Here is a 19269-nt window from a genome sequence, read left to right as displayed (position 1 = left end):
CACCAAGGGCTACAAGTTCTCCACGTACGCCACCTGGTGGATCCGCCAGGCCATCACCCGCGCCATGGCCGACCAGGCCCGCACCATCCGCATCCCGGTACACATGGTCGAGCAGGTCAACCGGATGGTCCGCTGCCGCCGCGACCTGGCCGCCGCCCTCGGCCGCGAACCCGGCATCAGCGAGATCGCCAAGGCGATGGACGTGCCGGAGTTCCAGGTCATCGAGCTCATCTCGTACGACCGGGAGCCGGTCAGCCTGGACCAGGCGGTCGGTGAGGACGGCGAGAGCGCCCTCGGTGACTTCGTCGCCGCGGCCGGCCCGAGCCAGCCCGGCGAGGGCGCCTCGCAGGGCGAACTGCGCAGCGAGGTGGAGATCGTGCTGGCCACCCTCTCCGAGCGGGAGTCCGCGGTGATCCGGCTGCGCTTCGGCCTCGACGACGGCCGCCAGCGCACCCTCGACGAGGTGGGCCGCGAGTTCGGTCTGAGCCGCGAGCGCATCCGCCAGATCGAGAAGGTGACGATGCTCAAGCTGCGCGACCCGGAGCGGGCCTCCCGCCTCGAGGCCTACGCCTCCTGAACCTCGTAGAAAAGCCCCCGGTCGTGAGCCGGGGGCTTTTTCACGGGCTGCGCAGCCGGCGCGGGCCGGTGTCCGGGCGGACGCCGGCGTCGCCGAACTCGACGGCCGCGTGCAGCACGGAGAAGCCGTCCGGCCGCATCAGCACCGGGTTGAGGATCAGCGAACGGACCCGCGGATGCCGGTCCGCGATCTGCCCCACCCGCAGCAGCAGGTCGATCAGGGCCGCCCGGTCGACCGGGGTGGACCCGCGGTAACCGTGCAGCAGCGGGGCCGCGCGCGGCTCGTCGACGAGCGCCTCGGCCGCCCGGTCGGTCAGCGGGGCCGCGCGCCAGGCCAGGTCGCCGAGCAACTCGCTGGCCACGCCACCCAGCCCGAAGCCGACGACCGGACCGAACGCCGGATCCTCGACGACCTCGGCCACACAGGCCACCCCGGGCGCGACCATGGTCTGCACCAGGACGCCCGGACCGAAGTCGCGGACCAGTTCGCGGTAGGCAGCGCGTACCCCGGAAGGGTCCTTGAGGGCGAGGCGCACCGCGCCGAGGTCGATCCGGTGCCGCAACCCCCCGCCCGCCGCCTTGAGCGCGACCGGATATCCCAGCTCGGCCGCCGCGGTGACCGCACCGTCCTCGTCGTCGACGAGCGTCGACGGCACGACCGGGATGCGATAGGCGGCCAACAGATCGATCGCGGTCTCGGCCCTCTCGGCCGCGGCGTGATCCACATCGGACAGGGTCGGCAGCACGCCGGGCGGGCGCCGGAGCCACTCGGCGTAGGTCACCACCCGGGACAGGGCGCGGACCGCCTCCTCGACCGAGGGGTAGGCCGGCACCCGTGGCGGCACCTGACCGAAAACGACCGTGGCCACCGTCGGCTTCTCCCCGGCCAGGGCGACACTGGCCAGCGCGGTGGCGAAGTCGGTGTCCTCCTCCGACAACTGACCCGGAACCGGCGGCGCATAGACGACCACCAGCGCGTCCACCCCGTCGTCGACCGCCGCGTCAGCGAGCGCGTCGGCCAGGTCATGGGCGCTGGCCAGCGGACTGATGTCGTGCGGATAGCCGGTGGCGATCACCAGGCCGGCCGCCCGGCAGGCGACCACCGCCAGTTCGGCCAGCGCGGACGAGTTGCCCACCACCGCCACCCGGCGCCCCGACGGCAGCGGCTGATGCGCCAGCAGCATGCCGACGTCGAACATCTCCTGCACGGTGTCCACCCGGATCACGCCGGACCGGGCGAACAGCGCGGTCACCGCATGCACGTCCGGACCCGGCATGTCACCGGCCAGACCCGGCGGGCGGGTCGCCGAGGCCACCGCGACCACCGGCTTGACCCGGCTCATCCGGCGGGCCAGCCGGGCGAACTTCCGCGGATTGCCGAAACTCTCCAGGTAGAGCAGCACCACGTCGGTGCCGGGATCGTCCTGCCAGTACTGCAGGAGATCGTTTCCGGACACGTCGGCCCGGTTGCCGGCCGAGACGAAACTCGACAGACCCAGCCCCCGGCGATCGGCTTCGGCCAGCAGCGCCACCCCGAGCGCGCCGCTCTGCGCGAAGAAACCGACCCGCCCCGCCGACGGCAGACGCGGCGCCATGGTGACGTTGAGACGCACCTCCGGATCGGTGTTGGCGATCCCGAAACTGCTCGGGCCGATCACCCGCAGACCCAGCACGTGCGCGGCCTCGATCAGATCCCGCTGCCGGGCCGCGCCCTCCGGACCGACCTCGGCGAACCCGGCCGAACCGATCACGACACCACCGGCCCCGGCACGCGCGGCATCGGCCACGGCCTCCGCCACTGCGGGGGCGGGCACGGCGATCAGGGCAAGGTCGATCGCCACTCCGGCATCCGCCGCCCTCCGGTACGCCGTGAGCCCGGCGACCCGGTCCGCGGCGGGATGCACCGGCACGAGCTCGCCGGTGTAGCCGCCGTCCCGCAGATTGCCGAGCATCGCCGCGCCGACACCCTGACCACTCGCGCTCGCGCCGTAGACGGCGACACCCCGCGGCGACAGCAGCCGGGCGATCGAACGGGCCTCGGTCAGATGCTCCCGCGACTCCTGCACCTCCCGCGACCGCTCGGTCGGGGCGATCGGGAAACTCAGATGCACCACACCGTCCGCGTACCGTCGATGCACCTGGTAGCCGGAGTCGCCGAAGACCCGCAGCATGCCGCTGTTCTCCGGGAGCACCTCGGCGACGAAGCGGGTGAGGCCGCACTCCCGGGCCGCCTCGGCCAGATGTTCCAGCAGCACCGAACCGATGCCCCGGCCCTGATGCGCGTCCTCGACGACGAAGGCGACCTCGGCCTCCGGGGAATCCCAGCCGAGCCGCTCGTAACGGCCGACCGAGGTGATCCGGCCGTCCGAGACGGTCACGAACGCCTCGCGGTCCCGGTGATCCACATTGACGAAACGCAGCAGATCGCGTTCCGGAATGCGCGGATAGGGCGAGAAGTACCTGAGGTAGCGGGTGCGGTCGCTCATCCGGGAGTGGAACTCCACGATGGCCGGTGCGTCCTCGGGACGGATCTGCCGCAGGTGCACGGTGCTGCCATCAGCGAGCAGCACGTCGGCGCTGCGCTTCACCGCGCCCACCTCCTTCGACGCTTCGCTGCGTCTTCTGCGCTCTTCGTGCTCTTCTCCGCGGTGCCGTGACTCAGTCCCGGGGGTCGTGCGGGTCCAGGCCGTGCAGGGGGAAGACCGACAGGCGGGTGGCCTGGATCGCCCGGTCGATCGGGTCGGTGTCGCCCGGCGACCAGTGCTCGATCACCGGCTCGGTGCCGTCCGTCATCGTCTCCGGAATCCTAGTGCCCGGACGCCGCGTCGCCGCGAGGGTCCGCCACCTCGCAGGCGTCGGCGTCGACGGGGCGATCGGGTCGCCGCTGGCCACCGCGAGCAGGTGCGTCCAGGCCCGCGGGACGACCTCGACGAGGGCGTACCCGCCGCCGCCGGTGGCCACCCAGCGCCCGTCGCAGACCTCGTCCGCGAGCTGCCGGATGGCGATGTACGCCGCGCGCTGACCGTCGACCGACAACCGCAGGTCGGCGAGCGGGTCCAGCAGATGCGCGTCGGCGCCGCACTGGCTGACGATGATCTCCGGGGCGAACGCGCGCACCACCGACGGCACGATCGCGTGGAAGGCGCGCAGCCAGCCGGCGTCGCCGGTGTCCGGGGGAAGCGGCACGTTCACCGCGGTGCCCTCCGCCTTCGGGCCACCGGTCTCGTCGGCGAACCCGGTCCCGGGGAAGAGCGCGAGCGGACTCTCGTGCAGGCTGACCGTGAGCACCCGCGGGTCGTTCCAAAACGCGGTCTGCACGCCGTCACCGTGGTGCACGTCCACATCCACGTACGCCACCCGCTCGGCACCATGTTCCAGCAGCCAGGCGATGGCAACCGCCGGATCGTTGTAGACGCAGAAACCGGCGGCCCGGGCCGGCATCGCGTGATGCAGGCCGCCGGACACGTTCACCGCGCGGCGGGCCGCACCGGTCCAGACCGCCTCGGCTGCCGCGATGGTCGCCCCACAGATCCGCGCCGACGCCTCGTGCATCCCCTCGAAGACCGGATTGTCCGGGGTGTTCAACCCCCATCCGGTGAAGAACGGATCGATCGGTGCCAGCCGCACCGCCTCGAGGTAGTCTTCGCGGTGCACCCTGGTGAGATCGATCTCACTCGCCGGACGCGGAGTGATCATCTGAATACCGGGACGATCCAGGACACCCAGCTCGCGAGCCAGGACCATGGTCAGTTCCACCCGCACCGGATCCAGCGGATGATCACCCATGTCGTAATCGAGCAGCGCACTGTCCCACACCACAGCAGTCGCGTCATCCGCCATGCGGGACATGCTGCCACGCGGCCCATCCCTCGGACGGGGGAGCATGTGTCGTTAGCACACTTGTTTTGGGTCGGGTAGGGTCGTATGCCACTTGCTCGGGGCGGAAGCGAACCCCCGGTGACGAGGTATTATCGCTGCTGGGAGGGCCGTATCATGAACGATCTCGTCGATACCACCGAGATGTATCTGAAGACCATCCTCGAGCTCGAGGAAGAGGGCATCCCCGCTCTCCGCGCCCGGATCGCCGAGCGCCTGCGCCAGAGCGGTCCCACCGTGAGCCAGACCGTCGCCCGCATGGAGCGCGACGGGCTCCTCACCGTCGAGGGCGACCGTCATCTCGTCCTCACCGAGCTGGGCCGCAGCGCCGCCGTCGCGGTCATGCGCAAACACCGTCTCGCCGAACTGCTGCTGGTCAACGTCATCGGCATGCCCTACGAGGAGGCCCACGAGGAGGCCTGCCGCTGGGAGCACGTGATGAGCGACGCCGTGGAGAAGCGCGTCTACGAACTGCTCAACAAGCCGACCCGCTCGCCGTACGGCAACCCCATCCCGGGGCTGGACCAGCTCGGCGCCCCGGACGAGACCGCCGAGTCGCTGCTGCACGGAGAGCGCAACCTCGCCTTCCCCGGGCTGTCCGGCAGCGTGGTGGTCCGGCGGATCTGCGAGAGCGTGCAGACCAACGCCGACGTGCTGCGCCAGCTGCACGCGGCCGGGATCGACCCGGGGACGACGGTGACGGTGGCCCAGGAGCGCGACGGGGTGACCATAGACCGCTCGGGCGACAAGATCCGGTTGCCGCGTGAGGTGGCTTCGCGGGTGTTCGTGGCCGCTCGCTGAGGTCCTCGCCCTCGGCTTTCCGACGCTGACGCCACCGGTTCCGCTGCTGCGGGACGGTGGCGTCTGTCGTTCCCCAGTCCGCCGGTTCTCCCGACGGATGTGTTCCGCGGTGGCGCGAGTCAGCGGGTAGCCGGCCGTGGCCCACCCGGGGTCAGCCGTCGATCCGCTTCTCCCCCTGCCGGGTCAGCCGTCGGGCCTCTTCGCCCGACCGGGTCAGCCGTCGGGCCGCTTCTCCGCCGGCCGGGTCAGCCGTCGGTCGTGGACATCGCCTTCGCCAGGACCAGCAGCTTCTTGTTCATGGCGGTGACGGCGTCCGCCTTGGCGCCCTTGGCGAAGGTGAAGCGCAACGTCTGCAGCTGCTTGGCCTCACTCAACCAGCCGATCTCGACGATCGGACCGTGGCCGCCGCCGGCCTTGGTGTTGAGCCGGTACCCGGCCTTGCCCAGGCCCTTGAGCTTCGTCGCCTTGGCCGGCATCCGCTCGGCCAGGAACAGGTCGGCGTCGGCCTTCGTGGTCTCGACGACCGAGAGTGCCAGGTCGGGCCACGCCTCGACGTTCTGCACCACACAGGTGGACGTGTCGTCGATCTGGTCGGCCGCCGCCACCGAGAACCGGACGCCGATCTTCTCCTCGATGAAACCCCAGTCCCAGAGGATGCAGGCGCCACCGGCCGACGCCGCGGGTGGCACGACCACCTCGACCGGGGGCAGGGCTGCGGAGGCGCTCTCCTCGCGCACGCTGCAACCGGACACGGCGAACAGGGCGAGGGCGCCGAGGACGGCGAGACTCGTACGCACTGGATGATCCTCCCGGGTCGGGCACACGGTACTAACCCGCAGGCCCGAGCGAAAGACTCGTTTCACTGGTCATCGATGTACGGACAGTGACGGCAACCACGTTCGCAGCAGGTGCCGCGGTCGGCCAGGAACCCGGCGCTCAACACGAAAAGTCCGGAATCCGGATCGAGGTAGCCCGCCTGCCCACCGTCCAGTGCCGCCGCATGGGCCGCCAGGATCTCCGGCCGCCGGGGATGGCCGGCCGAAAGACGGCTCGGATGCGGCTCGGTCAGGGCGCGCGGCGCCAGCGGAAGACGCTTCACGAGCCGAACCTTACTACTTGACGTGGCATGTCAAGTAGCGGAAGGATGGGTGGGTGAGCGACCTCGGCGACCACCTCCTCCACCTGATCGAGGTGCGCCTGCTCGACCCCCTCGAGATCCTGCTGGAGGACGACGAGGCCGTCGCCGGGCTGCGGCAACGCCTGACTCATGAGACCGAGCGCTGGGCCGAGAGCATCGAGCACGGCAACGCCGGATCGGTCCGCACGATCGTGAGACTGATGGCCACGCTCTACTCCGGCGATCAGCCCTTCGCGCCGGACGTCGACTGGTGGCGGGCGCCGCTCGGCCAAGCCGTGGTCCGCACGATCGGCCACCCCTACACCGAGTCGGTGTCGTTGGCGACGGCCGGCGCGATGCTCGGCATCAGCCGCCAGGGCGTGCACGACCTGGTGCGGCGGGGCCGCCTGCCCCGCCATCCGGACGGGGGCGTCCCGGTCGCCGCCATCCGCGACCGGCTGCGCGGCCCGCCCGCGCCCGATCCGGTCCAAGCCGATCCGGTCCAAGCCGATCCGGCCCAAACCGGCCCGGCCCAAACCGGCCCGGCCCAAACCGGCCCGGCCCAAACCGGCCCGGCCCAAACCGGCCCGGTCCAAACCGGCCCGGTCCAAGCCGGCCCGGTTCCAGACGTTGCGGCCCCTGCCACCCCGGCCTCGAACGCCTCAAGTTCCGCCGGCCCGGGCTCGACCGAATCGGGCTCGGCAGCACCTACTTCCACAAGGGACTCTTTATGATCAACGACCGCCTTATCGACGCCGGCGATCTGCCGCTCGCTGTTCGGGACTTCGGGGGTGAGGCGCCGCCTCTGCTTCTGCTGCACGGGGCGGGCGGAAACCTGGCTCACATGACCACGTTGGCTCGGGCGTTACGTCCGGACCACCGGGTGGTCACCGTGGATCTGCGGGGGCACGGGCGTTCCGGGGACGGCCAGTGGACCTGGGATGCAGCCCTCGGGGACCTGGCGGCGGTCTGTGTGCAGCTCGAGTTGGAGCGCCCGGCTGTGGTCGGCCATTCGCTCGGTGGCATGCTGGCCGCGCTGTGGGGCGAGCGGCACCCCGAGTCGCCCGGCATCGTCAGCCTCGACGGCAACCCGCCGCCCACCCGGGCCCTCCATCTGTCCGGCCTGGACCCGGAGAAGGCCGAGGCGGAACTGGCCCGGCTGCACGCGGTGTTCGACGCGATCGAGGCGTCCGCCGGTCAGGTCATTCCGGCCGAGCAGTTGCCCGACCTGGTCGAGCGGCAGCAGATGGCGGCCCGCGACATGGGCGCCAACGAGAAGGTGTGGGTCGAGGGCTTCCGCCGTGGTCTCGCCCACCAGAACGGTGAGACGTCGCTACGCCCGACCGCCGCCACCACGAGCCAGCTGCGGGCGTTGATGAACGCGCTCGATCTGACCCCGGTCTACGCGGCGACCACCTGCCCCGAACTGGTCGTGCTGCCGACCCGGGATCTGCCGGAGCAGGAGCCGTTCGCCGAGCTCTACGCGGCGCACCGCCGTTTCCTGGTCGAGCAGGCGAAAGCCGCGCCGAACCTGCGCTACCTCTCCCTGGCGGACGCCTCACATGCCATGGTCATCGAGCAGCCGACCGCTCTCGCCGCCGTGATCACCGGTTTCCTGACCGAGCACCGCTGACCGTCCGCACCGCACGATGACCGACGGACCAGACCCGACACATCATCTTGTACGGGACGAAGCGCGCCCACAGAGGAGAGTCAGGTCGATGCGGAAACCCTGCCGATCAGCGCGAAACCGGGCGAACGTCGCTGGATCAAACCCGCACGGGACATGTCGCGCGGCGGCCGGGAGGAAGCACCACGCGGGCCGGTAAGGCGTCAGGCGGACCGTGGGAGGTGGCGGGGCGGGTGGCGGCGGGCGTGCTTCACGGCGTACCCCGGGAAGGTTCGAGGGGGTGTGCGGCGCCCGACGCGCCCAAGCCGATGGCCAAAGCACCCAGCACGCACAGCAGGGACGGCAGGATGCCGAAGTGTTCGGCGGCGAAGCCGATCAGGGGCGGGCCGGCCAGGAAGGCGCCGTAGCCGACGGAGCCCGCCACCGAGACGCGGATGGCGGCCCGGGCCGGGTCGTCGGCGGCCGCGCTCATGCCGACCGGGAAGCCCAGGGCGGCGCCCACACCCCACAGCAGGGCGCCCGCCAGGGCCACCACCGGTGAACCGCCGAAGACGACCAGGAGGAGTCCCGCCAGGGCTGTCAGGGCGGTGGCGCGGAGGATGGGGACGCGCCCCCAGCGTTCGATGGCGTGGCCGCCGAAGAGGCGGGCCAGGGTCATCGCGGTGACGAAGACGCCGAAGCCGACCGCGCCGACCGTGTCGCTCGCCGCGTAACCGTCGACGAGGCCGATGGCGAGCCAGTCGTTGGCGACACCCTCGGTGAAACCGAAACCGAGCATGACCAGTCCGATCAGGATGGTCCGTGGTTCGCGCCAGGCCTGGGCGACGGTCATGCCGCGTTCCTCGCCCGGTTCCGGCCGGACGTGCGGCAGGAGGCGGCGGACCGCGAACACCATGATCGCGGCGGTGAGGGCGGACGTGGCGTAGAGCTGCCCCCAGAGTGGCAGGCCGGTCGCGGCGGCGCCGGCACCGATGGCCGCGCCGGCGACCGTGCCGAGACTGAACCCGGCGTGGAAACGGGGCATGAGCGTGCGGCCGAGGCGGCGTTCCACGTCGGCGCCCTCGACGTTCATCGCGACGTCCCACGTGCTGGTGCCCATGCCGGCGAAGAGCAGGCCGGCGCCCGCCACCACCGGCGAACCGAGCAGGACACCGGTGGCCAGCACGGTCAGGCCGGTGACCACCGACGCGCACCCGAGCATCACCGAGCGGGCCGGGCCGAGACGCTGGACGAGCGGGCCGGCCAGCGGGATCGCGGCGACCGCCGACGCGGACATGCAGAGCAGCAACAGGCCGAACCCGGCCGCGGAGATCTCCAAACCCTCGCGGGCGGCGGGCGCCCGGGACAGCCAGCCGGCGTAGGCCAGGCCGTTCATCGCGAAGGCGGCCCCGACGGCGTTGCGGGCGACGAGCAGGCGCGGCTGGTCGACATCGAGGCTGGCCACAGCATCAACCTACCGCGCCGGATCGGTTCGTGTCGGCGACGCGCAACCTGGTGGATCATGGTGGGGAGCCGGATCCGGAACGGCCACATCCGTCGATGGCATCCGGGGACGGGGCGACGACCGAAGGGGAGCGAGATGGGCCGGCCAGAAGAGCTGCAGGCAGAGGCACGTTCCGTGCTCGCATCGCTGGAGCCGCTGGGCCCGGTGGAGCCGACCGGCAGTTTCGTCTCCGGGCTGATGGTGTGGCGGGACCTCGACGTCATGATGCACGGCGGCCCGCAGTACGGACCGGATGACGTCGTCGCCCTCCTCGGCCGCGCGGTCGGGATCCCCGGGCTGACCGGTTTCGCCTACTCCGACGAGCGTGGTGAACGGTCACCCACCGGCAAGGAACGCGACGAGCGGCACCACATCACGCTCACCGTCGGTGAGTGGCGGGTGGACGTGTCGGTCTGGCTGCACGACGATCACGCGGCTGCCGGCGCATGGCACCGGGAACTCGCCGGGCGGCTGACCGAGGAGGAACGGCAGGCGATCCTCGCGATCAAGACGCTCTGGCACCAGCGCCCGGAGTATCCCGGCGAAGTGAGCGGGTTCGACATCTACACGGCGGTGCTGGAGCACGGGGTACGGGACGCGGTCGAGTTCGGGGCCTGGCTCCGGTCCGTCCCGCACAGATCCTGACGCGGAATCGCACCCGCAGTCGGTCGGCCCGGCCGCACGGGCCCGACGATCGACACATGCGCATGCCGACGCTTCCGGCGGACCTCGAGGCCGCCGTCGCCGACCCGCGCAGCACCGAACGCGACCTGCAGGTGGTGCTGCAGCGGAATCTCTGGGTGCTGGGTGGCACGTACCACCCGATGACCGCGACGCGCCGGCTGGTCACCGGCGCCTGCCACGACATCCCGCTGCTGCTGCCGGACGGTACGCGGCACGTGGTGGTACCCCGCCGCGCCGCCGTGCCGGTGGTCGTCGAACGCCGCGGCCGGACGATCGTCACCGAGCACGTGCACCGTGCGGTGTCGCAGGTGACCGACTACCTCACCGGGGTCGACGAACTCCATCCGCCGTGGGACGACGACACCTGGATCACCGCGACCGTCCTGATCGGATTCCCGGCGCCCGGCGCGGAGGTGGTGCACCGGGCGTTACGGTCGTTCAACAGTCACCTGGCCCGGATCCGGGTGGTCACCTATCGGCAGCTGCTGGATCAGGCCTTCTCCGGCCGGCCCGGGACGACCAGGCCGTTCTCGTAACCGAACACGACGGCGTGCACCCGGTCCCGCAGACCGAGTTTGTTCAGGATCCGGCTGACGTGTGTCTTGACGGTCTGCTCGGCCACGTACAACGCCGTGGCGATCTCGGCGTTGCTCATCCCCATCGCCATGTGCCGCAGCACCTCCCGTTCCCGGTCGGTCAGCGCGTTGAGGGCGGTGCTCGCGGTGAGCGGCGCCGGCTGCGAGTCGACGAAGTTCTCGATCAGCCGGCGGGTGATCCGCGGCGACAGCAGGGCCTCGCTGTCCGCCACCACGCGGACCGCCCGCATCAGCTCCTCCGGCTCGCTGTCCTTCAGCAGGAAACCGGAGGCGCCGGCCCGCAGCGCCGCGTACACGTAGTCGTCGATGTCGAAAGTGGTCAGCATCAGCACCTTCGGCACGTGCTCCTGCCGGGTGCCGAGCAACTCGCGGGTGGCGGCCAGACCGTCGAGCACCGGCATGCGGACGTCCATCAGGACCACGTCCGGCCGCAGGGACCGGCAGCGCTCGATCGCAGCCCGGCCGTCGGCCGCCTCACCGACGACGGACAGGTCCTCCTGCGAGTTCAGGATCGCCTGGATGCCCGCGCGGATCATCGGCTGGTCGTCGACGACCAGCACACGGATCATCGGGCCCCGACCATCTGCAGGACGGCGCTCAGCCCGTGCACCGGGCCGCCGGTCGGCGGCAGGATCAACGTCCGGATCCTCAACGGCACTCCGCCGACATCGTCCCGCGGGCTGTCGCCGACCATCAAGGTCTGATCACCGGGTACGCCCAGCAGCTCCAGCGCACGGCCGAAGATCGCTGGATCCGGCTTCACCAGTCCCACCTCGAAGGACAGCACCACACCGTCGACCAGGCCGCTCACGCCGGCCCGGTCGAGCAGGGGCCGGATGTCCAGCCCGATGTTGGACAGCACCACGACCCGGATGCCCCGCGACCGCAACTCCCGCAGGACCGGGAGCACGTCGTCGAAGGGGAGCCACTGGTCCGGCATCACGGCGTACAGCGAAGTGATGAGATCGGGGGTGATCCCGGGGAACAGGGCGACGGCCCGGGTGAAGACGTCCCGGTGCCGGTCGTGGCTGAGGTCCCGTTCGCTGGCCGGGTCGATCCCGTGCGCGTGCTGCCAGATCCGGTCGAGATGCTCCCGGAGACCCGCGAGCTGGTCGGCGCCGAGGTCGGGTTTCGCGCCCCCGCCGTCCACCAGATGGCGGACGGCGGCGTCGATCCACCGGCCGGAGTCGCCACCCCCGACCAGTGTGGCGTGGAAGTCGAAGATGACTCCCCTGATCGGTGCGGGTGCGAAGTCGGTGAGCATGCCGCAGCCTAACTTCCCGGGACCGGTCGCTCCCGGAAAGCCGGTGAACGCCCTGTCGGGCCAGACGGTGGAACCGTCGGCCGTTGCCCCGCCGACCGCCCCGGCGCCCGTCCCGGATCAGTGGCGACCACAGTCATCGAAAAATGCCTCCCACCCGTCACCGGGTGGGAGGCATCTCGCTGTCGCTCTCTATGCAGAGAGGTCAGCCTCTCTATGCAGAGAGGTCAGCCTCAGCTGCAGCCGGAGGTCGAGCCGCAGCCCTCACACACGTAGCAGCTGCCGGCCCGGCGCATCTTGGTGCCGCAGGTGAAGCAGAGCGGCGCGTCCGCGGACTGACCGGTGACGATCTCGAAGAGCTCGGTCGAGGAACCCGCGGAGATGACGACCGGGGCTTCCTTCTCCGACGCCGCCTTGGCCTCGGCCACGGTGACACCGTTCGCCCCGGACGGGGTGGTCGGCACCGACGTGGCGGCGGCCTGGGTGGCCATCTCCTCCGCGGCGGCCTCGGCCGCCGCTTCGGCCTGCGCCTGGGCGGTCCGCTCCTGGGCGGTGAAGATGCCCAGCTCGGCGCGGGTCTCGTACGGCAGGAAGTCCAGCGCCAGACGACGGAAGATGTAGTCCATCAGCGACGACGCCATGCGCACGTCCGGGTCGTCGGTCATACCGGCCGGCTCGAAGCGCATGTTGGTGAACTTGGCGACGTACGTCTCCAGCGGGACGCCGTACTGGAGGCCTATCGAGATGGCGACCGAGAAGGCGTCCATCACGCCGGCCAGGGTGGAACCCTGCTTCGACATCTTGAGGAAGACCTCGCCGAGGCGGTCGTCCGGGTAGGACGACGAGGTGAGGTATCCCTTGGCGCCGCCGACCGAGAACGACACCGTCTCCGACTGACGCTTCTTCGGCAGGCGCTTGCGGACCGGGCGGTACTCGATGACCTTCTCGACGATCTTCTCGACCGCCTTCTCGACCGCCTTCTCCTCGGCCGTGGCGGGCGCGGGCGCGGTGGCCTTGCTCGACTTGGCGGCGGAGAGCGGCTGGCCCACCTTGCAGTTGTCGCGGTAGATCGCCAGCGCCTTGAGGCCCAGCTTCCACCCCTGGTAGTGGATCTCCTCGATCTCCTCGACGGTCGCCGTCTCCGGCATGTTGACCGTCTTCGAGATCGCGCCGGAGATGAACGGCTGGACGGCCGCCATCATCCGCACGTGGCCGATCGGCGCGATGGCCCGCTCGCCCATGGCGCAGTCGAAGACCGCGTAGTGCTCGAGCTTGAGACCGGGGGCGTCGATCACGTTGCCGTGCTCGGAGATGTGCTCGACGATCGCCTCGACCTGCTCCTCGAGGTAGCCGAGGCTGCGCAGGGCACGCGGAACCGTCTGGTTGACGATCTGCATGGAACCGCCGCCGACCAGCTTCTTGAACTTGACCAGAGCCAGGTCGGGCTCGATGCCGGTGGTGTCGCAGTCCATCATCAGGCCGATGGTGCCGGTCGGGGCGAGGACCGAGGCCTGCGCGTTGCGCCAGCCGTTCTTCGCGCCGATCTTGTTGCCGGACTGCCACTGCCGGGTCGCCTCACGGACGATCTCGGTGGCGACCTTGCCCTGCGGGCGGAGCTCGTCGTTGGCGGCGGCGTGCTTGCGCATGACCCGCTGGTGCGCGTCGGCGTTACGGGCGTAACCGTCGTACGCCCCGACGACGCCGGCCAGTTCGGCGGAACGCCGGTAGGCCGTGCTGTTCATCAGCGAGGTGATCGCGGCGGCGACGCTGCGGCCACCGTCGGAGTCGTACGGCAGGCCGGACGCCATCAGCAGGGCGCCGATGTTGGCGTACCCGATGCCGAGCTGGCGGTAGGCCCGGGTGGTGACACCGATCTTCTCGGTCGGGAAGTCGGCGAAGCAGATCGAGATGTCCATCGCGGTGATGATGAACTCGACGCTCTTGACGAACTTCTCGACCTCGAAGCCACCGTCGGACTTGAGGAACTTCATCAGGTTGAGCGAGGCCAGGTTGCAGGACGAGTCGTCCAGCGACATGTACTCCGAGCAGGGGTTGGACGCGGTGATCCGGCCCGTCTCGGGGTTGGTGTGCCAGTCGTTGATCGTGTCGTCGTACTGCAGGCCGGGGTCGGCGCACTCCCAGGCGGCCTGGGCGATGCCACGGAACAGCTTCCTGGCGTCGATGGTCTCGATGACCTCGCCGTCCATCCGGCTGCGCAGGCCGAACTCGGTGCCGGCCTCGTAGGCCCGCATGAACTCGTCGCTGACGCGGACCGAGTTGTTGGCGTTCTGGTACTGCACGCTGACGATGTCGGCGCCGCCCAGGTCCATGTCGAAGCCGGCGTCCCGCAGCGCGCGGATCTTGTCTTCCTCGCGCGCCTTCGTCGAGACGAACTCCTCGATGTCGGGGTGGTCGACGTCGAGGATGACCATCTTCGCGGCACGCCGGGTGGCGCCGCCGGACTTGATGGTGCCCGCGCTGGCGTCCGCGCCGCGCATGAAGCTGACCGGGCCGCTGGCGGTGCCACCGGAGGACAGCAGTTCCTTGGACGACCGGATCCGGGACAGGTTCACACCCGAGCCGGAGCCGCCCTTGAAGATCAGCCCCTCCTCCTTGTACCACTCGAGGATGGAGTCCATCGAGTCGTCGACCGAGAGGATGAAGCAGGCGCTGACCTGCTGCGGAGACTTGGTGCCGACGTTGAACCAGACCGGCGAGTTGAAGCTGAACACCTGGTGCAGCAGCATCCAGGTGAGCTCGTGGTCGAACAGTTCCGCGTCGGCGGCGGTCGCGAAGTACCCGTGCTCCTCGCCGGCCCGGCGGTAGGTCTTCACGACGCGGTCGATGAGCTGCTTGAGCGACTGCTCGCGCTCGGTGGCGCCGACCGCGCCACGGAAGTACTTGGTCGTGACGATGTTCGCGGCGTTGACACTCCAGAACGCCGGGAACTCGACGCCCCGCTGCTCGAAGTTGATCGAGCCGTCGCGCCAGTTCGTCATGACGACGTCGCGGCGTTCCCACTCCACCTCGTCGTACGGGTGGACACCCTCAGTCGTCCAGACCCGCTCCACGCGCAGCCCACCGGCCGCTGCGCCGGTGCTCCCGCTCGCACGGTTGCGCTGGCGACCCGCAGTGATGCCGTCTCCGGCCATATGGATGTGCTCCCCCTGGTAGAAACGCGGACAGTGTCGCTTGAATTCGGCTGTGATCAGCCGTTGAGCTTGGGTGCGCGGGCGCCGGACCGCGGCGCGACAGCATGTCGCGTCCCGGTTTCCCTGACGGCCGGCGCTTCTCGTGCCTCGCGCAGCGCAGCGATCTCGTTCTCGAATTCGTCGAGAGAGTCGAACGACTTGTAGACGCTGGCGAAGCGCAGGTAGGCCACCTGATCCAGCTCACGCAGCGGCGTGAGGATCGCGAGGCCCACCTCGTGGCTGGGGATCTCGGCGGCGCCGCGGGCCCGGACGGCCTCTTCCACCCGCTGCGCGAGCAGCGCGAGGGAGTCGTCGTCGACGGGCCGGCCCTGACAGGCCTTGCGGACACCACTCATGATCTTCGTCCGGCTGAAGGGTTCGGTGACGCCACTGCGCTTGACGACCGCGAGAACCGCCTCCTCGACGGTCGTGAACCGCTTGCCGCACTCGGGGCACGATCGGCGGCGACGGATCAGTTGACCGTCGTCGGCCTCTCGTGAGTCGACGACGCGCGAATCGGCGTGTCGGCAGTACGGACAGCGCACCGTTTCCCCCTCCGGAACCCCCGTGATCGGGATCCGGACACGCCGAAACGCAGCGCCGCGCTGGTCCAGACCAGTGCACCGCTGTGAACGGCTTGTGGATAACCCGAGGTGGAGTAACCCCAACCTGTGGATGACTTACATCCGTGTAGCCACTAGATGTTGGGGTAGACGCTAGGCCCCGGCGGACACCGACGCAAGTTCACTTGCATGCCGACGCGCCGTATTTTGCACCTCACCACCTGGGGTGATGTCACCATCACGCGTCGCGTCCGGCGAGGGCCGCGCGACGCGCCGGGGAATCGGACAACGTACCCATCCGATGATCAACTCGGGACATCGGAACAGCGCAAGTCAGGCCTGCGAAGCGGTGGTGAACAAGACGACACTCGCCAGCAGCGACATCAGGAAGAAGACACCCAGGAGCACGACCCGGCCACGCCGCGTGAGCCGCAAGGGAGGCTCGGCGTGTCGCACACCACTGACCACCATGACGATCCCCCTTCTAGGACACGCGTTCTATAGAACGCCCGTACGAGGGTCTATCAGAACAGGGGTACGGAAGTCGAGCGTTGCCGTACGACACGCCGGGAGAATCTCGTACAGATGTTTGAATATGTCGGACCTGCCGATTACGGTTTTCCGTCAAGAGGGGTCAGCCGGAAGTACGCCATCCCCACGGCGTTCCGTCCGGCTCCGCGATGCTTCACGTGCCGACGAGGCACTGGCCGACAGGGAGGGCGGACGTGTCGACCGACGACCGCACGAGTCAACAGCAACAGTCCAGGAAGCCCGAGGCCGGCGCCCCCGCCGCGCGTCGCCGGACGCCGAGCCGCTCCCGCGGTGCCGACGCCCCCCAGCTGCGGTCGGTGACACCGGTCGGCCACGTGCCCGAGGTCGTCGCCACCGACCTGACCGTCCGGCAGCGCCGCATCCTGGAGTTCATCCGGGACTGGGTGGAACGCTACGGATACCCGCCGAGTGTCCGGGAGATCGGCGAGGCCGTCGGCCTGGTGTCGCCGTCGAGCGTGGCCTACCAGCTGAAGGCGCTGGAGACCAAGGGCTACCTGCGCCGCGACCCGAACCGGCCGCGGGCGGTGGACGTCCGTGCGCCCGCCGAGATGGTGGACGACGAGGCGCTGCGGGCCGCCCGCCCCCAGCCGGCGTACGTGCCGCTGGTCGGCCGGATCGCCGCCGGTGGCCCGATCCTGGCCGAACAGGCCGTGGAGGACTTCTTCCCGCTGCCGCGCGAACTCGTCGGCGAGGGCGAGGTCTTCATGCTCGAGGTCAAGGGCGACTCGATGATCGACGCGGCGATCTGCAACGGCGACTGGGTGGTCGTCCGGCAGCAGCCCAACGCCGAGGCCGGTGACATCGTCGCCGCGATGATCGACGGTGAGGCGACGGTGAAGAGCTACCGGCAGCGCGACGGGCACGTGTGGCTGATGCCGGCGAACCCGGCGTTCGACCCGATCCCGGGTGACGACGCCACCATCATGGGTCGTGTCGTGGCGGTGCTGCGCCGCGTGTGACAGAGAAAGGGCCGGGGTCGCTGGAAATCCAGCGACCCCGGCCCTTTCTGCACGACTGACTCAGCGGCCGTTCTGCGGCGGGCGTCCCTGCGGAGGCCGGCCACCACCGCCCTGCGGCGGGCGCTGACCCTGCGGACCGGGACCACGGCCGCCCTGCTGCCCCTGCGGCGGACGACCGCCGCCCTGCTGCGGGCCGGGACCGCCGCCGTAGACGCCGGGCTGCTGCCCCTGCTGAGGACCGGGCCCACGACCCGGCTGCTGCTGCGGACGGCCACCCTGCGGTGCGCCGCCCTGCGGCGGACGACCACCCTGCTGGGGGCGACCCTGCTGAGGCTGCGGGCCGCGACCGGGCTGCGGACCCCGCGGAGGCGGTGGTTGCTGCTGGCCGCCACGGGCCGGACCCGGCTGCTGCGGGCGACCGGGCTGCTGCTGGGCGGGCTGCGCCGGACGACCCTGCTGCGGGCCCTTCGGACCGCCACCCTGCTGCGGGCGACCCTGCTGAGGCTGCGGGCCGCGTGGTCCCTGCGGACCCCGGGGCTGCTGCTGGGGAGCTCCACCACCGCTGTACGCCGCGTTGCCCCGCGGCGGGGCACCGGCACCCGCCCCGGCCGGCGGCCCGGACTTGGCGCCGTAGACCGGCCCGCCACCGCCACCGCCACCGGCGGCGTTGGCCGCCATGTGCCGCTGCGGCACACCGCCCACCCCGATCAGCTCGGTCTCCGGGTCGACGGTGTTGATGCCACCGCTGGGCGCCGCGTCGGCCTCGGCGGCCACCCGGGACTGCGGCGACTTGCGGAACCGCATGATGCCGAAGACACCGATGCCGACCAGGATCAGGCCGAGCGCACCGACACCGCCCACCATGTAGGTGATGTCGTCGAGGGTGAGATCGGAGTACCACGAGGCGTTGGCCGCGTCGTCCGCGGACTTCTTCGACTTCTCCGCGACGGTGGTCGCCGGGGTGTACTGCCGGATGTAGTTCTTGACCTCGTCGGTCTTACCGTTCATGTCGGAGACGGTGTAGAACGTCTTGCCGTCCGTGCCGTACGCGATCGCCTCACCGAAGGGCTCGTTCGGCAGGCCCGTGGTCCGCGGCACCTTCGTCAGCGCCGCCACCACGTTGCCGTCCGCCACATCCCACTCGAGCGCGTCGGTGTACGTCCGGAGCACGACCTTGGCACCGCCGGGGGCGACCGCGCCGCCGGTGATGGTCTTGTTGCCGATCCGGGCCAGGGCGTTGCCCTCGGTCTCGGTGGCGGAGAGCTTGATCTCGGCGACCCGCTTCATCGGCACGCCGGACTCGCCCGCCTTCAGCGCCGCCGTCGGCTTGTAGACGCCGGCCGCCGCGCCGATCTCCTTGGTCACGACCAGCGGAAGGCCGTCCCCGTCGAGCAGCAGTGCCTCGGCGTCGTGCTTGTCGCCGTCCGGGTAGGTCATCCGGAACAGCTTGGGCTCCGCCTTGCCGTCGGCCGCCATCTTCCACAGGCCGACGGTCGAGCGGGTCTCCCCGCCGTTGCGGGCGTTGTTGTCACCGATGTCGGCGATCCAGATCGTCTCGCCGTCCGGCGACAGGATCATGTCTTCGGTGTCGCGGGGGCCGGAGCCGCTGTAGTCGACCTCTTTCTCGACCTTGCAGTCCTTGTCGAGGAAGAAGACCTTCTTCTTGGCGTCGACGTCGGCACTGTCGTTGATCGCGACGAAACCGGTCTTGGTGACCAGCAGACCGGACACCTCGTCGAGGTCCTTGTCGTCGATCTCGCAGATCTTCTTGCCCGGAGTCGACTTGGCGCTGACGGTCGGCGCCGGGGTCGGATCGTCCGCTGACGCGCTGGAGGAACCGACCATCACCAAGCCCAGACCCACGATGATCGAGCACACGAGACGCCGCATCCGCACAGTGTCGCATGCGGCGTCGCCCAAAGGTATTACGCGTGGATCAACGCTGACGGGTCTGCCCGTGAAGTCGGTTTCAACAGCAGC

Annotated in this window: 17 protein-coding genes; 7 read left to right on the top strand and 10 right to left on the bottom strand. The window is 70.3% G+C overall.

The window, feature by feature from the left end; translation table 11 throughout:
• Positions 1 to 577 (top strand): sigma-70 family RNA polymerase sigma factor (locus tag WH85_RS10370; protein WP_045741532.1); only part of this gene is annotated, 577 nt, incomplete at its 5' end.
• A gap of 40 nt (positions 578 to 617) precedes the next feature.
• Here WH85_RS10370 and WH85_RS10365 read toward each other — a convergent pair.
• On the bottom strand, positions 618 to 3173 hold the full coding sequence (locus WH85_RS10365; RefSeq protein ID WP_157410915.1) for a bifunctional acetate--CoA ligase family protein/GNAT family N-acetyltransferase: 2556 nt from the start codon (positions 3171 to 3173) through the stop codon (positions 618 to 620).
• 61 nt (positions 3174 to 3234) lie between these two features.
• On the bottom strand, positions 3235 to 4416 hold the full coding sequence (locus WH85_RS10360; protein ID WP_045741531.1) for an acetoin utilization protein AcuC: 1182 nt from the start codon (positions 4414 to 4416) through the stop codon (positions 3235 to 3237).
• 153 nt (positions 4417 to 4569) lie between these two features.
• On the opposite strand from WH85_RS10360, the gene WH85_RS10355 reads away from it, so the two are divergent.
• Positions 4570 to 5253 (top strand): iron-dependent transcriptional repressor DtxR, encoded by a 684-nt coding sequence (locus tag WH85_RS10355; RefSeq protein ID WP_045741530.1) that lies wholly within the window; start codon positions 4570 to 4572, stop codon positions 5251 to 5253.
• A 245-nt stretch (positions 5254 to 5498) separates the two neighbouring features.
• Here WH85_RS10355 and WH85_RS10350 read toward each other — a convergent pair whose 3' ends face one another.
• Positions 5499 to 6050: a hypothetical protein gene (locus WH85_RS10350; protein WP_052720285.1), complete on the bottom strand. Its 552-nt coding sequence runs from the start codon at positions 6048 to 6050 to the stop codon at positions 5499 to 5501.
• 62 nt (positions 6051 to 6112) lie between these two features.
• Complete coding sequence (locus WH85_RS10345; RefSeq protein ID WP_045741529.1) at positions 6113 to 6352, bottom strand: DUF5522 domain-containing protein; 240 nt, start codon at positions 6350 to 6352, stop codon at positions 6113 to 6115.
• A 53-nt stretch (positions 6353 to 6405) separates the two neighbouring features.
• On the opposite strand from WH85_RS10345, the gene WH85_RS52210 reads away from it, so the two are divergent.
• Both WH85_RS52210 and WH85_RS10335 read left to right on the top strand, forming a co-directional pair.
• Positions 6406 to 7104: a DNA-binding protein gene (locus WH85_RS52210; protein ID WP_063775480.1), complete on the top strand. Its 699-nt coding sequence runs from the start codon at positions 6406 to 6408 to the stop codon at positions 7102 to 7104.
• Positions 7101 to 8003: an alpha/beta fold hydrolase gene (locus WH85_RS10335; RefSeq protein ID WP_045741528.1), complete on the top strand. Its 903-nt coding sequence runs from the start codon at positions 7101 to 7103 to the stop codon at positions 8001 to 8003. The genes WH85_RS52210 and WH85_RS10335 overlap by 4 nt, the downstream gene beginning before the upstream one ends.
• Before the next feature lie 247 nt (positions 8004 to 8250).
• Here the strand turns inward: WH85_RS10335 and WH85_RS10330 are convergent, their stop codons facing one another.
• Positions 8251 to 9444 carry an MFS transporter gene (locus WH85_RS10330; RefSeq protein WP_045741527.1) on the bottom strand — a complete coding sequence of 398 codons (1194 nt, stop codon included), beginning with the start codon at positions 9442 to 9444 and terminating at the stop codon, positions 8251 to 8253.
• 174 nt (positions 9445 to 9618) lie between these two features.
• Here WH85_RS10330 and WH85_RS46845 point away from each other — a divergent pair, with 174 nt between their 5' ends.
• Positions 9619 to 10128: a hypothetical protein gene (locus WH85_RS46845; RefSeq protein WP_052720284.1), complete on the top strand. Its 510-nt coding sequence runs from the start codon at positions 9619 to 9621 to the stop codon at positions 10126 to 10128.
• Positions 10129 to 10184: 56 nt separating this feature from the next.
• Positions 10185 to 10703 (top strand): Shedu immune nuclease family protein, encoded by a 519-nt coding sequence (locus WH85_RS10320; RefSeq protein WP_052720283.1) that lies wholly within the window; start codon positions 10185 to 10187, stop codon positions 10701 to 10703.
• Here the strand turns inward: WH85_RS10320 and WH85_RS10315 are convergent.
• From WH85_RS10315 to nrdR, 4 genes are all read right to left on the bottom strand, one after another.
• The gene (locus WH85_RS10315; protein WP_045741526.1) at positions 10658 to 11332 is read right to left on the bottom strand and encodes a response regulator; all 675 of its coding nucleotides are present in this window, start codon (positions 11330 to 11332) and stop codon (positions 10658 to 10660) included. The genes WH85_RS10320 and WH85_RS10315 overlap by 46 nt on opposite strands.
• Positions 11329 to 12027 carry an HAD family hydrolase gene (locus WH85_RS10310; protein ID WP_045741525.1) on the bottom strand — a complete coding sequence of 233 codons (699 nt, stop codon included), beginning with the start codon at positions 12025 to 12027 and terminating at the stop codon, positions 11329 to 11331. The genes WH85_RS10315 and WH85_RS10310 overlap by 4 nt, the downstream gene beginning before the upstream one ends.
• Positions 12028 to 12257: 230 nt before the next feature.
• Entirely contained in the window at positions 12258 to 15176 is a 2919-nt protein-coding gene (locus WH85_RS10305) for a vitamin B12-dependent ribonucleotide reductase (protein WP_045741524.1), read from the bottom strand.
• Between the two features lie 56 nt (positions 15177 to 15232).
• Complete coding sequence (nrdR, locus tag WH85_RS10300) at positions 15233 to 15760, bottom strand: transcriptional regulator NrdR (protein ID WP_045741523.1); 528 nt, start codon at positions 15758 to 15760, stop codon at positions 15233 to 15235.
• A 743-nt stretch (positions 15761 to 16503) separates the two neighbouring features.
• Here nrdR and lexA point away from each other — a divergent pair.
• Positions 16504 to 17289, top strand: a complete 786-nt coding sequence (gene lexA / locus WH85_RS10295; protein WP_245673878.1) for a transcriptional repressor LexA — start codon at positions 16504 to 16506, stop codon at positions 17287 to 17289.
• Positions 17290 to 17349: 60 nt separating this feature from the next.
• On the opposite strand, the gene WH85_RS10290 is transcribed toward lexA, so the two are convergent.
• The gene (locus WH85_RS10290; RefSeq protein WP_045741560.1) at positions 17350 to 19179 is read right to left on the bottom strand and encodes a hypothetical protein; all 1830 of its coding nucleotides are present in this window, start codon (positions 19177 to 19179) and stop codon (positions 17350 to 17352) included.
• Positions 19180 to 19269: the final 90 nt, after the last annotated feature.

Origin of the sequence: Actinoplanes rectilineatus, assembly GCF_000962825.1 — a bacterium.
GTDB lineage: Bacteria > Actinomycetota > Actinomycetes > Mycobacteriales > Micromonosporaceae > Actinoplanes > Actinoplanes rectilineatus.
The sequence above is the reverse complement of the archived record's forward strand: the minus strand, read 5'-3'. Positions and strand labels throughout refer to the sequence as shown.

What these genes read in the sequence shown, in the direction of transcription:
- WH85_RS10360 (WP_045741531.1), bottom strand. Translation starts at nt 4,416, where the DNA reads ATGGCGGATGACGCGACTGCTGTGGTGTGGGACAGTGCGCTGCTCGAT.
- WH85_RS10355 (WP_045741530.1), top strand. Translation starts at nt 4,570, where the DNA reads ATGAACGATCTCGTCGATACCACCGAGATGTATCTGAAGACCATCCTC.
- WH85_RS10335 (WP_045741528.1), top strand. Translation starts at nt 7,101, where the DNA reads ATGATCAACGACCGCCTTATCGACGCCGGCGATCTGCCGCTCGCTGTT.
- WH85_RS10320 (WP_052720283.1), top strand. Translation starts at nt 10,185, where the DNA reads ATGCGCATGCCGACGCTTCCGGCGGACCTCGAGGCCGCCGTCGCCGAC.
- WH85_RS10315 (WP_045741526.1), bottom strand. Translation starts at nt 11,332, where the DNA reads ATGATCCGTGTGCTGGTCGTCGACGACCAGCCGATGATCCGCGCGGGC.
- WH85_RS10310 (WP_045741525.1), bottom strand. Translation starts at nt 12,027, where the DNA reads ATGCTCACCGACTTCGCACCCGCACCGATCAGGGGAGTCATCTTCGAC.
- WH85_RS10305 (WP_045741524.1), bottom strand. Translation starts at nt 15,176, where the DNA reads ATGGCCGGAGACGGCATCACTGCGGGTCGCCAGCGCAACCGTGCGAGC.
- WH85_RS10290 (WP_045741560.1), bottom strand. Translation starts at nt 19,179, where the DNA reads ATGCGGCGTCTCGTGTGCTCGATCATCGTGGGTCTGGGCTTGGTGATG.